This window comes from Duganella rhizosphaerae, from assembly GCF_040364205.1.
In the GTDB taxonomy this organism is placed as follows: domain Bacteria; phylum Pseudomonadota; class Gammaproteobacteria; order Burkholderiales; family Burkholderiaceae_D; genus Rugamonas; species Rugamonas rhizosphaerae.
Genome location: NZ_BPWK01000005.1, coordinates 305498 through 318224, shown reverse-complemented (window position 1 = coordinate 318224; position 12727 = coordinate 305498). Strand labels below are relative to the sequence as shown.

Below are 12727 nucleotides of genomic sequence, written 5' to 3'. Positions count from 1 at the left end.
GAATACTATAGATCCAACGTGAGGGCCGGCCCTGCCGCGCGCGAGACGCAGATGCAAATACTGCCTTGCGCCCGCTGTTCTGCCGTGAGAATGTTATCGCGGTGGTCTGGCACACCTTCCAATGTGCGGGTAGCGCAGACGCCGCAGTTGCCGATGCGGCATGAGGCGGGCGCCGTCACGCCTGCCGCCTGTACCGCATCCAAAATGCTGCGGTCCGCCGCCACTTCAATCACCTTGCCGCTGCGGCGGAGCGTGACGGTCAGAGGTGCGTCGCCGGTGCGACCGGCGCCGCCTGCAAATGCAAAGCGCTCCACGCGCACCCGGTCGCCGGAGATGCCTTGCTTGACCGCTACGGCGCGCACCGCATCGATCATACGCTGGGGCCCGCAGGCGTAGACCACCGTGTCCGGCCGTGTGTCGGCGAGCAGGTGATCGAGGTTCATGCGCGAGCCTTCGTCTGCGGGATACACCACCAGGCGCTCGCCGAATTCGGCCGCCAGCAGATCGAGAAACGGCGCCTCATTGCGGGAGCGTACTGCGTAATGCAGCATGAAGGGGCGGCCTTGCCGCATCAGCGTGTGAGCCATCGCTTTGAGCGGTGTGATGCCGATGCCGCTGGCGATCAGCAGCGCGGGCGAGGGATCCTGCAACAGCGCGAAGTCGTTGCCGGGCATGGCGCAGTGAAGATCCAGCCCGAGCCTGTATTCGGCGTGCACCGCCTGCGAACCGCCGCTGCCGCCTTCTTCACGCAGGACTGCGATCTCGTAGCTGTCCGCCATCGCCGGATTGGATGCGATTGAGTAGCGCCGGGTGGCGCCGGCGCCACCCGGCAGCGTCACCGGAACGTCGATATGCGCGCCTGCCGTCACTGGCGGCAGCGTCCCGCCCTCGGCGCTACGGAGCTCATAAGCGCGCACGCGCGGCGTCAGTTGACGCACACCGGTGATGGTCAGCGCCAGCGGTCCGCTACCTAATGCCGCGACCTGCACGACGGGCGACGCGGCTTGCGCGGTGGCGAGCGCCGCCAGTTGTTCTTTCAGGCGTTTGAGTTGGGCATGCAGCGGAGCTGTCATCGCGCCGATTTCCTGTTCGGTATAGCGCGGTGTGATGTGTTGTGGGCAGTTCCAGTCGTAGCCTTCCACGCTGATGATAAAGGCGCGCTCGATGCGGGCCGTGTAACCCGGCATGCGCAGGCGTTCCATCAGTGCCGGATCGTCCGCAGCTTCAATCGTGTGCGCCCGGCCGATAACCTTCAACCGCACCTGCTCCGCGTAGTCGACCAGGATGATCGAAATACGGTCGTCCGTCTTGAGGTTGCCGACGCTGAGATACTGCACATTGCCGCTAAAGTCGGCAAAAGCCAGCGTTTTTGCGTCGAGCGCTTGCAGAAAGCCTGCCGGCCCGCCGCGATGCTGCACGTACGGCCATCCTGTCTGATTGACGGTCGCCTGGAAAAAGTGGTCCCGCTGTTCGATGAAGGCGATTTCCCTTCTTCCCAGGCTGTCCTGCCGGTTCTCCATCTGGTCGAGGAACGCATACTGGGCGCGGCTTCCCATGCTTTCCTGTACATCACGCACCGTCGGCGTGAAGGTGATATCGGAATATGCGCGTCCCATGATGTGCTCCTCGATCAGTGTGAAATCAGGCTGCGATTTTCAGTTCGACTTTCGGGAAGTCGATCTCTACGCGGCTGGCCTTGCCCAGGATGTTGGTCAGGAAGTTCATGCCGACGTGGGTGATGATCTCGACGATGTCCGACTCGCTGTAGCCTGCGCTGCGGATTTCCGCCAGCTCGATGGCGCTTACTGCGCCCTTGTTCTCCATCAGGCTTTGTGCGAATTTCACGGCGACGGCGGCTTGTGCATCCGCGCTGGTGCCGTTGCGGGCGGCGCTCATTTCATCGGCGCTCAGGCCAGTCTTGCGGCCGATGGCGGTATGCGCGGAGACGCAGTATTCGCAGCTGTTCTGCTGCGCCAGCGCCAGGGCGATGCGTTCGCGGGTCAAGGCGTCGAGCGTGCCGCCGTTGGCCACGCCGTGCAGGCCGAGGAAGGCGCGCAATGCGACCGGCGAGTTGGCGAACACCTTCAGGAAGTTGGGCACCATGCCGAGTTGACCCTGGATGGCGTCCAGCAGGGCTTTTTGTTCGGCATTGGCGGTGGCGGTTTCGATGGTGGCGATGCGGTTCATGGTGAGTTCCTTTGGGTTGGGTTGTTTGTTCAGCGAACACTTGCAGTTTCATCGATAAAGGAGATAATGAGAATCCGTTGAATTTACAATAAACTATTTCTAATTCAGGAATAATATGGACAAGCTTTCCGCCATGGGGATCTTTGTGGCAGTCGTCGACGAAGGCGGCTTTGCCGCCGCCGCCCGCAAGCTGAAGATTTCGCCGCCGGTGGTCACGCGCGCCGTCACGGAGCTGGAGGAGGGCATGGGCGTGCGTCTGCTGTTGCGCACCACGCGGGTGGTGCGGCTGACCGAAACCGGCGCGCGCTATGCCGCCGATTGCCGTCGCATCCTGGCCGACGTGGCCGAAACCGAGACCTCGGCCGCCGGCGCGCACGGTGCGCCGCGCGGGCGGCTGGTGATCACGGCCTCGGTGATGTTCGGCGCGATGTACGTCACGCCCATCGTCACCGATTACCTGCGGCGCTACCCGGAAACCGATGTCGAATGCCGCTTCCTCGACCGCGTGGTCAACATGATGGACGAGGGCGTGGACGCCGCCATTCGGATCGGCGCCTTGCCCGATTCCAGCTACCAGGCGGTGCGCGTGGGACAGGTAAGGCAGGTGGTGTGCGCGGCGCCGGCCTACCTGGCCGAGCGTGGCGTTCCCGCTACGCCGCAGGAGCTGGCCGGACATGACCTGATCGCCGCCACCGCTGTCACGGCGACCAACGATTGGCGCTTTGAGCACGATGGCAAGCCGCAAACGGTGAAGGTGCATCCGCGCCTGAGCAGCACCAGCAACGACGCCGCCTTGCGCGCGGCGTTGGACGGCTTCGGCATCACCCGCGTGCTGTCCTATATGGCCGCGCCCTACCTGGCCGACGGCCGTTTGAACGCGATCCTGTCCCCCTACGAGGCCACGGCGGTGCCGGTCAGCGTGGTGCACCACGAAGGCCGGAATTCGTCCCGCAAGCTGCGCGCCTTCCTCGATCTGGCGATTGCCACGCTGCGCCAGGACGGCGCGCTTCGATAGAAAAAATTGTATACAAAATTCGTTGACAATGTATCCGACGAGGCGCAATATCGTTATCAATTAAACGCGTCGGTCACGAGCTGTTGCGTTGCTAGGCATCATTTCTACGCACGGTTAAGGGCAGCCCGTGTGGGTAGTAGTTGCAAAGTAACGCCCAATAAAAAAGACAGACGGAGACGCGTTTATGAATCACTTGTTATTTCAGGTCGAGGATCGACCACCCCTATTCACAACCGTACTGCTGGCGGCCCAGCACATGCTTGCCGCTTTGGGCGGCATCATCGCCGTGCCGCTGGTGGTGGGCGCCGCGCTCAAACTGCCGGCGGACCAGATCATCACCCTGATCAATGCCGCCTTGCTCGGTTCGGGCATCGTCACGATTATTCAATGCAAAGGCGTAGGCCCAGTCGGCATCAGGCTTCCTTGCGTGATGGGCACCAGCTTCGCCTTCGTCGGCGCGGCCATCAGCATCGGTCTTGAGCACGGCGTTCCGGCGATCCTCGGTTCGTCGCTGGCGGCTTCGGTAGTGATGATAGTCGGCAGCTGCTTCATGCCGAAGATCCGCAAGCTGTTTCCGCACGCCGTCACCGGCGTAGTGGTGACGATGATCGGCCTGTCGCTGGTCCCGGTGGCGGTGGACTGGGCGGCGGGCGGACATGCGCCGGGCGCTGTTTATGGTTCGCCGCTCAACCTGGGCATCGCTGCGTTCGTGCTGGTCACGGTCATCATGCTGGTCCAATTCGGCAAGGGGATTGTATCCGCCGCTGCCGTGGTGATCGGCATGTTCATCGGCTACCTGCTGTGCGCTTCGCTGGGCATGATCGATTTTGCGCAGGTGCAGAGTGCGCCGGTCTTCGCGCTGCCGCAGCCTCTCCATTACGGCATGACCTTCCCGGTGGCCGGCGTCGTCGCCATGGCGATCGCCTACCTGGTGACAATGGTGGAAACCACCGGCACCTTCATGGCGCTGGGCGCCGCCACTAACACCAAGATGCGCGGCAAGACGCTGGCGCGCGGCATCCTGTGCGATGGTGTCGGTTCGGCCTTCGCCGCGCTGATGTCCAGCCCTCCGGTATCGACCTTTGCGCAGAACGTGGGCGTGGTGTCGCTGACCGGCGTGGCCAGCCGCCATGTGGTGGCGCTGACCGGCGTGATGCTGCTGCTGGCAGGCCTGTTCCCGGTGCTGGGCGCGGTGGTGGTGACGATCCCGCAACCGGTGCTGGGTGGAGCGGGCTTGATGATGTTCGCGATGATTATCTCGGCCGGCGTGCAGTTGCTGAGCCATGTGGAGCACACCAAGCGTAACGGCATCATCATGGCGGTGGCCATCGGCTGCGGCCTGGCGGTGACGGTGCGTCCGGAACTGCTGTCCAAGCTGCCGGCCTTCGTCAAGGAAGTCTTCGGCTCGGGCATCACGGTTGGCGCGCTGGTCGCTGTGGCCCTGAACCTGGTGCTGCCAGAACGTCCGGTAGAATTGACCGACGACGATGAAGAAGAGGAAGTACCGCAAGCTTTTTTAACCTCCGAGCGTGAAGCAGCTTAAAATACGCTCGATATCAACCTGACTGTTTCCGCAGTGCCCGCGCATTGTTTCCGCAGTGTTTAACCATCATAGAAATTATGACTAAAACCCTACTGATCAAAAATGCACGCGTGCTGGTGACGATGGATGACGAGCGCCGTGAAATCGCCGACGGCGCCGTCTACATCCGGGACAACGTGATCGAACAGGTCGGCCGTAGCGCCGACCTGCCGCAGCAGGCCGACGAGATTATCGACGCGGCCAACCACGTGGTGATGCCCGGCCTGGTCAACACCCACCACCATATGTACCAGAGTCTGACGCGCGTGATTCCCGCCGCGCAGAACGGCGAACTGTTTAACTGGTTGACCAACCTCTATCCGATCTGGGCCAACCTGACACCGGAGATGGTCAACGTATCGACGCTGGCGGCGATGTCGGAACTGATGATGTCCGGCTGCACGACCAGCAGCGATCACCTGTACATCTACCCCAACGGCTGCAAGCTCGATGACAGCATCGAGGCGGCCGGCAAGATCGGCATGCGCTTCCACGCCGCGCGCGGTTCGATGAGCGTGGGCCAGTCCAAGGGCGGCCTGCCGCCGGACCGCGTGGTGGAGGAGGAGGGCGCCATCCTCAAGGATACGCAGCGCCTCATCGAGACCTATCACGACGCCGGCCGGTACGCGATGCAGCGCATCGTGGTGGCGCCATGCTCGCCGTTCTCGGTCTCGCGCGATCTGATGAAGGAAGCCGCGACGATGGCGCGCAGCTTCGGCGTGTCGCTGCACACGCACCTGGCTGAAAACGCGAACGACATCGCCTACAGCCGCGAAAAATTCAATATGACGCCCGCCGAATACGCCGAGGATTGCGGTTGGGTGGGCCACGATGTCTGGCACGCCCACTGCGTGCAGCTGGACGACGACGGCATCTACATGTTCGGCCGCACCGGCACCGGCATCGCGCACTGTCCTTGTTCGAATATGCGGCTGGCGTCGGGTATTGCGCCGATACGCAAGATGCTCGACAGCGGCGTCTCGGTCGGCTTGGGCGTGGACGGTTGTGCTTCCAACGATTCCGGCCACATGATGGGCGAAGTGCGACAGGCGATGCTGCTGCAGCGCGTGGGCTTCGGCCCGGACGCGATGACTGCGCGGCAGGCGCTGGAGGTGGCCACGCTGGGCGGCGCCAAGGTGCTGAACCGCGACGACATCGGCGCGCTCAAGCCGGGCATGGCGGCGGACATCGTGATGTTCAAGCTCGATACGATAGGCTTCGCCGGCGCGCTGCACGACCCTGTCGCGGCGCTGGTGTTCTGCACGCCGCCGAATGTCTCGTACAGCATCATCAACGGCAAGGTGGTGGTGCGCGAAGGTGTGCTGTGCACCATCGACCTGCCGGTGGTGATCGAGCGCCACAACGCGCTGGCGCATCAATTGGCTTTGGCCGCTCGCTGATAACCGGTGATGGCCTGGCTCAGGGCCTGCTGCATGTGTTGCTCGTGCGCCGCCTGGTCTTCGGGCGCAACGTCGGCGGTGGCGGGCGCCTGGCCTTCGCTACGCTGGCGCCATTCGTTTAGCGCTTGCTCCAGATAAGCGTCCTCGTTACCAAACCATTCCAGCGTGATGCGCTCGCCGAGCGTGCGGATGCGCAGTTGCCGGCGTTGCTGCCGCCAGCTGCTGATGCGGTTCAGGTCTTGCGACGCCGCGTCATTTGAGGTGAAGCGCTGGGCTGCCAGCAGTTCGTCGTGTGCGATCAGGTAGTTTTGATAGCGCGAGGCGATCTGGATCGCTTCGCCGGCCGCGGTGGCGGGCAGTGTGCGGCGCAGGTGGGCTTCCAGCGCTTGCAGCCTGCCGACTTCACTGCGGTTTAGCAGAAAACCATCCATCAACTGATGCAGCGCGAAGTCGGGTATGAGTTCCTGATTGTCGGTGAGCGATAGTTCGGTCGAGGAGTCGATGCCGTTGCGGTCCGGCGCGGCCAGCGGAAGGTTTGTCGCGCGGGGCGGGAAGGCCGGTCCCTCGCGGGCCACGGCCTTGGCTGCGGCATCGCTTTCGACACGCCTCCGGTCGGGCGCTGGCGTGGCCTGCCATGCCCACATCGCGAGCAGGGCGGCCGCAGCCAGCGCCGTGAATACCGCCGCCGCCTTCATCAATACGTCGGCCAGCCGCCGCTGAAGGTCAGGTCGTTGATGAACAGGACGCCGTTGTAGTTGTTCTGGCTATCCAGCTCATGCCGCACCATCACTCCGTTGGCCACCGATTCTCCACCCGGCGCGATGAAACGTCCGCCGCCGGCATCGAGCGTGGTACCGCCGCCGTTGACCATGTCGACGCCGTTCTTGTCGAGGTACGGGCCGGTCACGCTGGTCGAGCGGCCGTACGAAATGTGATAGGTGCTGTTGGCGCCGGCGCAGCACTTGCCCTTGGAGACGAACAGGTAGTAATACGAGCCGTTCGACATGATGAACGAGTTCTCGATGCCGGTGCTGTCGGCGGCCAGGTGGTACCAGCTGCCGGTGGGCTTGAGTGTGTTTGCATCGACGCGCGTGGTGTAGATGCCGGTCCAGAAGGACCCGAAGGACAACCAGGGCTGGCCTGCCTTGTCGACGAAGAAGTTGGGATCGATGGCGTTGTAGTTATTGCCCGGCGCGGACGTCAGCACGGCGCCTTTGTCGGTCCAGTTTCCGGTCGCGATGCTGCTGGCCGTCGCCAGGCCGATCGCCGATTTCTGCGAGCCGAACGTGGACACCGCGTAGTACAGGATCGCCTTGCCGTTCCAGACGTGGATGTCCGGCGCCCAGACGGTCTTGGAGTTGTTGTTGTATTGGCTCCACCACGACAGGCCGCCGCCGAAGATGCTGACTCCTTGCGTCCATGCGTGGCCGTCCGGCGAGTACTTCACGCCGATGCCGGTGTCGCTGGTCTCGGTGATCCACCAGGTGCTGTTTTCCTTGTAGACGCTGGGATCATGCGTAATGAGGGAGCCGGTGAGCGTCCAGGTGGCGGCATGCGCGCCTGCCGCGCAGAAGGCGATAGCTGTCGCCGCCGCCCATTGCTTGAGTAGCTGTTGATTCATTTGTCGTCTCGCTTTATAGGTTTTGTGTCTGCCGGATGCAGGAATTCATGCTGCGGCAGCTGCGAGGGCGCGTCTAATGAATTTTTGTGGCGAAGCGATACCGCGATCCGTATCGCTACATCAGCAGTGCGGAGATCAAATCCTTCTTGGCCGGGCTGGCGTTGACGTCGAAATTGAGCGCCGCTTCCACGTGGCTCAGATGATGCAGCATCAGCTCCGCCGCCTTGTCCGCATCGCCCGAGCGGGCGGCGGCAAGGAAGGCGCTGTGCTCGTCCGACGAGCAGGCCGCATCGCGTTCGGACTGATACAGCATGGTGATCAGCGAACTGCGGCCCACCAGCTCGCGCACGATTTCCTTCAGCACTTCGTTGCCCACCACGTCCGCCAGCAGTACGTGGAAGTCGCCCAGCAGTTGCTGCCGCATCTTCGACGGCACTTGCGACAGCGCGTTGCGCTCTTCCTTCAAATGCTTCTCCAGCATTTTGTAATCGGCCGGCTTGGCCTTGGCGGTGAACTCGCGCGCCAGCGCCGCTTCGATGATGCGGCGCGTTGCGAAGATCTCGCGCGACTCCCGTTCGCTGGGCTGGCTGACCACGGCGCCCTTGTCGGGAACCATGTTAATCAGCTTGTCCTTCGACAGGATCAGCAGCGCCGCGCGGATCTTGGTGCGGCTGACCGAGTACAAACGGCACAACGCTTCCTCCCGCAGCTTGGTCCCGGGCGGCAGCTTGCGCGCCGCGATGGCTTCGGCGAGGTTGTTGGCGATATCGTTGGCGCTTTCGGCGGGGAGTGTGCTGGACATGAGGTGGCTATGAATCTCGTAGTGTCGTTTTTTTGCCCCATCATACATGGGCCGCCGGGGATTGACTATCTGGCAGTGTTCACTGCGTAATCGCATTACATCTGTGTCATATGGGAATGGTGTGGAAGCGATTCCTCTGGCTGATTGTGAAAAACTCTTATGAATTCCGCTTGTTGTTTACTGTAGTTCTGCTACATTTTATCTGGGCTGCAGTATTTCCCAAAACACAAAATATAACGACACGGAGATAAAAATGATGAAAACCTTATTGGCCGCCGGCCTGCTGGGCGGCTGCGCCCTCGCGCCTGCGCACGCCGCCTTCAACCCCGCCGACACGTCGGTACAGATGTTCCGCTGGAAGTGGAACGACATCGCCAAGGAGTGCACCAACTGGCTCGGCCCGCAGGGCTTTGGCGCGGTGCAGGTATCGCCGCCGCAGGCCTCGGCCAGCCTGGGCGCCTGGTGGGACGTGTACCAGCCGGTGAACTTCGCCTCGCTGAAGAGCAATATGGGCACCGAGGCCGAATTCCAGGCCATGATCAACACCTGCCACACCGCCAAGGTGCGCGTGTATGCGGACGTGGTGGTCAACCATCTGGCGGCCGGTTCCGGCACCGCCACCGACGGCTCGACGTGGAATTCGTCGACGCTGGCCTATCCCTTCTTCAGTTCCAGCGATTTCCATCCCGCCTGCGACATCGCCGGCGGCGACTACGGCTCGCCGGGCAACCGCTACAACGTGATGTTCTGCCGCCTGAGCGGCCTGCCGGACCTGAAGACCGACGGCGCCTACGTGCAGGGCCAGGTCAAGACCTACCTGACCAAGTTGATCAACATGGGCGTGGATGGCGTGCGCTTCGACGCCGCCAAGCATATGCAGCCTGGCGATCTGCAGGCGATCATGAGCGGCGTCACGCACACCACCACGGCCGGCGAGGCGCTGTGGATCACGCAGGAGGTGATCCCGGATAGTAACGTGGTGCGCTCCGACTACTACAGCGTCGGCACGCTGAACGAGTTCCAGTACACCTTCGCCATCAAGGCCATGTTCCGCAACGAGAACGGCGCCAGCCTGTCGCAGGTGCGCGCCATCATGGGCACGCCGGGCAACTGGGGTGGCACCTGGGGCTTTGTGCCGAGCGAGAAGGCGACCGTCTTCGTCAACAACTGGGATACGGAGCGTAACGGCAGCTCGCTGGTGGCCAGCAATTTCGTCTCCGGCGCCACCAACGACACGCAAGGCACCAAGCGCTACGACCTGGCGAACATCTTCATGCTGGCCTGGCCGTATGGTTCGGCGCAGCTGCACTCGGGCTTCCGCTTCACCAATTACGACCAGGCTCCGCCGAGCGCCAGCCCGTTCGACGCTAGCGGCAATCCGCTGATCAACCAGCAGTGGGACTTCATCCACCGCTGGGGCGATATCTCCAACATGGTCGCCTTCCGCGCGGCGACGTCGGGGCAGGGCGTGGACTACTTCACCAACGGCACCGCCAACCAGATCGCGTTCGGGCGCGGTGCCAAGGGCTTCGTGGCGATCAACAATGAATACGCGGCCTGGAACGCCTCGCTGCAAACGCTGCTGCCTGCCGGTACTTACTGCAACGTGGTGCACGGCCAGCTGAATGCTGCCGGTACCGCCTGCACCAGCGACAGTGTCACCGTCGGCAGCAACGGCATGATCAGCGTGAGCATCCCGGCCAACGGCGGCGCGACGGTGCCTGCGGTGGCGCTGCACATCAACCAGAAGGTCGGCGGTGGTGGCGGCGGTACCTGCACCACGGTGCCGGTGACCTTCCGCGTGGCGAATGCCAATACGGTGGTGGGGCAGAACGTGTACGTGGTGGGTAATCGCGCGGAGCTGGGCAACTGGGTGCAGGGCGCCAGCGATCAGCTGAACATCGAGGGCAGCGGCGCCAATGTGCCATGGTCGCGCACCTTCCAGCTGCCGCCGTCGACGGCGATCCAGTACAAGTTCATGAAGTACGGCGTGAGCACCGTGTGGGAGAGTAACCAGTCCACCGCCAGCGGCAATCGCGAAGCGACCACGCCGGCTTGCGGCGGATCGGTGACGCTCGACGCGGGCAGCTTCAAGTTTTAATGCACGCTGGCTGGAACGGCCTTTTCCTGTTGGACGAGGATGAAGGGACTGACGACGACTGCCCATAGTTCGGCGTTGGTCTCCAGCCAGTTCGCAGCCTGCTCGTCGCTGACTTTGGCGAGCAGGCCGGCGTTCATCCACTGGCCGATGTGGGCCTTGTCGTCGTGCGAGATGCGCACGGCCACGTCGACCAGGTCCAGCGAATTGGCGATCCACACCACATTGCCTGCGGCGAAATGCTTGAGCAGTTCGGTCCATGGCAGGCGCGCGGTCTCGCGGTTCACTTTGAGGCGCAGGTCGGTGTCGTTTTCAGGTTTGGTTTGCATGATTCAGATAATTTCGATGATCGGTACGGGGCTACCCCGCCATGTTAACCGATAGGCCGCGCCTTTGCGAACATTGCCCACCAGCGCAGGACGGAAACAGGCCAGATTGGTGCCGCCGTCCAGCCGCACGCTTGGGTAGATGATGCCCAGCGACCCGCCATCCAGCAGGCGCTCGGCCAGGATCTGCGATTCGATGTAGCTGTCCGGCGCCAGGCAGCCCAGGTAGCGTGCCTGGCCGCGCAGGTCGTGGAAGGGCGCGGTGAAATCTGCCAGCATGGTCTGGTATTGGACGCTGTCGTCGAAGCGGTTGATCTCGGCGTATTCGACGGCCTTGTGGAAGCTTACTTCGGCCAGCGCGGTCTGGACGTCGAAGGCGCAGTACCACGCGCCGCGATCGCCGCCGTTGAAGCGGCTGCCTTCAGGGCGGGCGTAGGTAAAGGCGGCGTTCACGATGCGGAAGTTCGGCACGCCGAACACCAGTTCATCCATCGTGATGCCGGCGGCGCCGCCGTTCTGCGCTTGCAGGCGGGCGTTGGTGGCGTTATCCAGTTCGAACAGGTCGTGCAGATCCTGTTCGTTGTCGGCCAGTGGCGACAGCACCGAGTCTTCGAGATCGGCGAAGCGCGAGGGCAGCAGACGGCAGGTGTCGAACTGGCGCAGCGTGGTGAGGGGCGGTATCAGGCTGACCGGCACTTACAGTCCTCCGCGGCGCGCGTCCAGCAACTGGCGCACGATCTGCATGGCGGGCAGGCCGCCGGCCGCGATATAGGTCAGCGGCGTGCGGCCGCCGAAGATCAGGTTGGTGTTGGCAAGGCCCATCCATTCGTCGGCGAGTTTGTCGCCGTAGAGGATGTGCAGTCCTTTGTAGATGCCCAGCAGGTAGGAGATGCGCGTGATGCAGTCCACCTCCAGCGTGCGTTCGGGGTTCTTTTTCCACTCGTAGTAGGCGCTGCTGGAGATGCCGCCCAGCAGTTCGCGGGCGTCGTCGTCGCGCAGCTTCCAGGCGGCGGCCAGTTTGAAAAAACCCTTGAGGGCGGCCTTGGATAGCCGTTCGCGCTCGGACTTGGCGTTCAGGTCGACCAAGATGGTCGGTTCGAAGCGGCTGCGGGGGTAAGCGTAGGTAAGATGCATAAATCCTCCGTTGATGGACTAGTTATACTCCTTTTCCGGACGAATGGCAATCCGGGACCAACTGGATTAGTATCGTCTTGTCTATTAAACAGGGGAGTGCGGGCATGAAATGGGCGAATTTGGCGGTGGCGGGGGTGTTGGCTTTGGCGACGGCTGCGGCGGGCGCAGCGCCGGTTTTTACGGGAGTGCAGGAACAGGTGGCCAATGTCGAGCGGGCCTTTGCTGCGACCATGAAGGCGCGCGATCATGCGGCTTTCATGGCTTTCCTGTCCGATGAGGCGGTATTTAGCGGCAGCACGCGGTCCTTGCATGGGAAGCAAGCCGTGGCCGATGAATGGAAGAAGTTCTTCGACAAGCCGAATGCGCCATTTTCCTGGGAACCGGATGAGGTCGAGGTGCTGGCATCGGGGACGCTGGCCAAGACATCCGGTCCGGTTCATGGACCGGATGGCAAGCTGATCGCGCGATTCAGCTCGGTCTGGCGGCTGGAGGCGCCGAACACCTGGCGCATTGTGTTCGACGGTGGTGTCGAAGTTTGCGGCAACAAATAAGGGTGCCGTAC

13 protein-coding genes are annotated in these 12727 nt (G+C 62.9%); 5 read left to right on the top strand and 8 right to left on the bottom strand.

What is annotated here, in order from left to right; genetic code table 11:
* Positions 1 to 5: 5 nt before the first annotated feature.
* Both RUGAMON1_RS13770 and RUGAMON1_RS13765 read right to left on the bottom strand, forming a co-directional pair.
* A complete protein-coding gene (locus tag RUGAMON1_RS13770) occupies positions 6 to 1616 on the bottom strand; it encodes a 2Fe-2S iron-sulfur cluster-binding protein (RefSeq protein WP_445231042.1) in 1611 nt (536 codons plus the stop codon).
* A 25-nt stretch (positions 1617 to 1641) separates the two neighbouring features.
* Entirely contained in the window at positions 1642 to 2187 is a 546-nt protein-coding gene (locus RUGAMON1_RS13765; RefSeq protein ID WP_445231041.1) for a carboxymuconolactone decarboxylase family protein, read from the bottom strand.
* Positions 2188 to 2302: 115 nt separating this feature from the next.
* Between RUGAMON1_RS13765 and RUGAMON1_RS13760 the strand changes: the two genes are divergently transcribed.
* The 3 genes from RUGAMON1_RS13760 to RUGAMON1_RS13750 all read left to right on the top strand — a co-directional run bounded on the left by RUGAMON1_RS13760 (position 2303) and on the right by RUGAMON1_RS13750 (position 6184).
* Complete coding sequence (locus RUGAMON1_RS13760) at positions 2303 to 3202, top strand: LysR family transcriptional regulator (RefSeq protein WP_445231040.1); 900 nt, start codon at positions 2303 to 2305, stop codon at positions 3200 to 3202.
* Positions 3203 to 3386: 184 nt separating this feature from the next.
* On the top strand, positions 3387 to 4745 hold the full coding sequence (locus RUGAMON1_RS13755) for a nucleobase:cation symporter-2 family protein (RefSeq protein WP_445231039.1): 1359 nt from the start codon (positions 3387 to 3389) through the stop codon (positions 4743 to 4745).
* 77 nt (positions 4746 to 4822) lie between these two features.
* Positions 4823 to 6184, top strand: coding sequence for an 8-oxoguanine deaminase (locus RUGAMON1_RS13750; RefSeq protein ID WP_445231038.1), 1362 nt, complete (start codon positions 4823 to 4825; stop codon positions 6182 to 6184).
* On the opposite strand, the gene RUGAMON1_RS13745 is transcribed toward RUGAMON1_RS13750, so the two are convergent.
* The 3 genes from RUGAMON1_RS13745 to RUGAMON1_RS13735 form a co-directional block, all read right to left on the bottom strand.
* Positions 6160 to 6879 (bottom strand): hypothetical protein, encoded by a 720-nt coding sequence (locus tag RUGAMON1_RS13745; protein ID WP_445231037.1) that lies wholly within the window; start codon positions 6877 to 6879, stop codon positions 6160 to 6162. The two genes, RUGAMON1_RS13750 and RUGAMON1_RS13745, sit on opposite strands and share 25 nt — an antisense overlap.
* The gene (locus RUGAMON1_RS13740) at positions 6879 to 7805 is read right to left on the bottom strand and encodes a family 43 glycosylhydrolase (RefSeq protein ID WP_445231036.1); all 927 of its coding nucleotides are present in this window, start codon (positions 7803 to 7805) and stop codon (positions 6879 to 6881) included. The genes RUGAMON1_RS13745 and RUGAMON1_RS13740 overlap by 1 nt, the downstream gene beginning before the upstream one ends.
* Before the next feature lie 115 nt (positions 7806 to 7920).
* On the bottom strand, positions 7921 to 8607 hold the full coding sequence (locus RUGAMON1_RS13735) for a GntR family transcriptional regulator (RefSeq protein WP_445231035.1): 687 nt from the start codon (positions 8605 to 8607) through the stop codon (positions 7921 to 7923).
* Positions 8608 to 8860: 253 nt separating this feature from the next.
* Between RUGAMON1_RS13735 and RUGAMON1_RS13730 the strand changes: the two genes are divergently transcribed.
* Positions 8861 to 10708 carry a carbohydrate-binding module family 20 domain-containing protein gene (locus tag RUGAMON1_RS13730; protein WP_445231034.1) on the top strand — a complete coding sequence of 616 codons (1848 nt, stop codon included), beginning with the start codon at positions 8861 to 8863 and terminating at the stop codon, positions 10706 to 10708.
* Here the strand turns inward: RUGAMON1_RS13730 and RUGAMON1_RS13725 are convergent.
* From RUGAMON1_RS13725 to RUGAMON1_RS13715, 3 genes are read right to left on the bottom strand one after another with little or no spacing between them, the layout of a single operon-like run.
* Positions 10705 to 11034: a DUF2288 domain-containing protein gene (locus tag RUGAMON1_RS13725; protein WP_116990895.1), complete on the bottom strand. Its 330-nt coding sequence runs from the start codon at positions 11032 to 11034 to the stop codon at positions 10705 to 10707. The two genes, RUGAMON1_RS13730 and RUGAMON1_RS13725, sit on opposite strands and share 4 nt — an antisense overlap.
* A gap of 3 nt (positions 11035 to 11037) precedes the next feature.
* Entirely contained in the window at positions 11038 to 11727 is a 690-nt protein-coding gene (locus RUGAMON1_RS13720; RefSeq protein WP_445231033.1) for an RES family NAD+ phosphorylase, read from the bottom strand.
* On the bottom strand, positions 11728 to 12165 hold the full coding sequence (locus RUGAMON1_RS13715; RefSeq protein ID WP_445231032.1) for an antitoxin Xre/MbcA/ParS toxin-binding domain-containing protein: 438 nt from the start codon (positions 12163 to 12165) through the stop codon (positions 11728 to 11730).
* A 104-nt stretch (positions 12166 to 12269) separates the two neighbouring features.
* Between RUGAMON1_RS13715 and RUGAMON1_RS13710 the strand changes: the two genes are divergently transcribed.
* Complete coding sequence (locus RUGAMON1_RS13710; protein WP_445231031.1) at positions 12270 to 12716, top strand: YybH family protein; 447 nt, start codon at positions 12270 to 12272, stop codon at positions 12714 to 12716.
* The last annotated feature ends 11 nt before the right edge of the window (positions 12717 to 12727 follow it).

What these genes read in the sequence shown, in the direction of transcription:
- RUGAMON1_RS13765 (WP_445231041.1), bottom strand. Translation starts at nt 2,187, where the DNA reads ATGAACCGCATCGCCACCATCGAAACCGCCACCGCCAATGCCGAACAA.
- RUGAMON1_RS13735 (WP_445231035.1), bottom strand. Translation starts at nt 8,607, where the DNA reads ATGTCCAGCACACTCCCCGCCGAAAGCGCCAACGATATCGCCAACAAC.
- RUGAMON1_RS13755 (WP_445231039.1), top strand. Translation starts at nt 3,387, where the DNA reads ATGAATCACTTGTTATTTCAGGTCGAGGATCGACCACCCCTATTCACA.
- RUGAMON1_RS13760 (WP_445231040.1), top strand. Translation starts at nt 2,303, where the DNA reads ATGGACAAGCTTTCCGCCATGGGGATCTTTGTGGCAGTCGTCGACGAA.
- RUGAMON1_RS13730 (WP_445231034.1), top strand. Translation starts at nt 8,861, where the DNA reads ATGATGAAAACCTTATTGGCCGCCGGCCTGCTGGGCGGCTGCGCCCTC.
- RUGAMON1_RS13745 (WP_445231037.1), bottom strand. Translation starts at nt 6,879, where the DNA reads ATGAAGGCGGCGGCGGTATTCACGGCGCTGGCTGCGGCCGCCCTGCTC.
- RUGAMON1_RS13725 (WP_116990895.1), bottom strand. Translation starts at nt 11,034, where the DNA reads ATGCAAACCAAACCTGAAAACGACACCGACCTGCGCCTCAAAGTGAAC.
- RUGAMON1_RS13770 (WP_445231042.1), bottom strand. Translation starts at nt 1,616, where the DNA reads ATGGGACGCGCATATTCCGATATCACCTTCACGCCGACGGTGCGTGAT.
- RUGAMON1_RS13740 (WP_445231036.1), bottom strand. Translation starts at nt 7,805, where the DNA reads ATGAATCAACAGCTACTCAAGCAATGGGCGGCGGCGACAGCTATCGCC.
- RUGAMON1_RS13750 (WP_445231038.1), top strand. Translation starts at nt 4,823, where the DNA reads ATGACTAAAACCCTACTGATCAAAAATGCACGCGTGCTGGTGACGATG.
- RUGAMON1_RS13715 (WP_445231032.1), bottom strand. Translation starts at nt 12,165, where the DNA reads ATGCATCTTACCTACGCTTACCCCCGCAGCCGCTTCGAACCGACCATC.
- RUGAMON1_RS13710 (WP_445231031.1), top strand. Translation starts at nt 12,270, where the DNA reads ATGAAATGGGCGAATTTGGCGGTGGCGGGGGTGTTGGCTTTGGCGACG.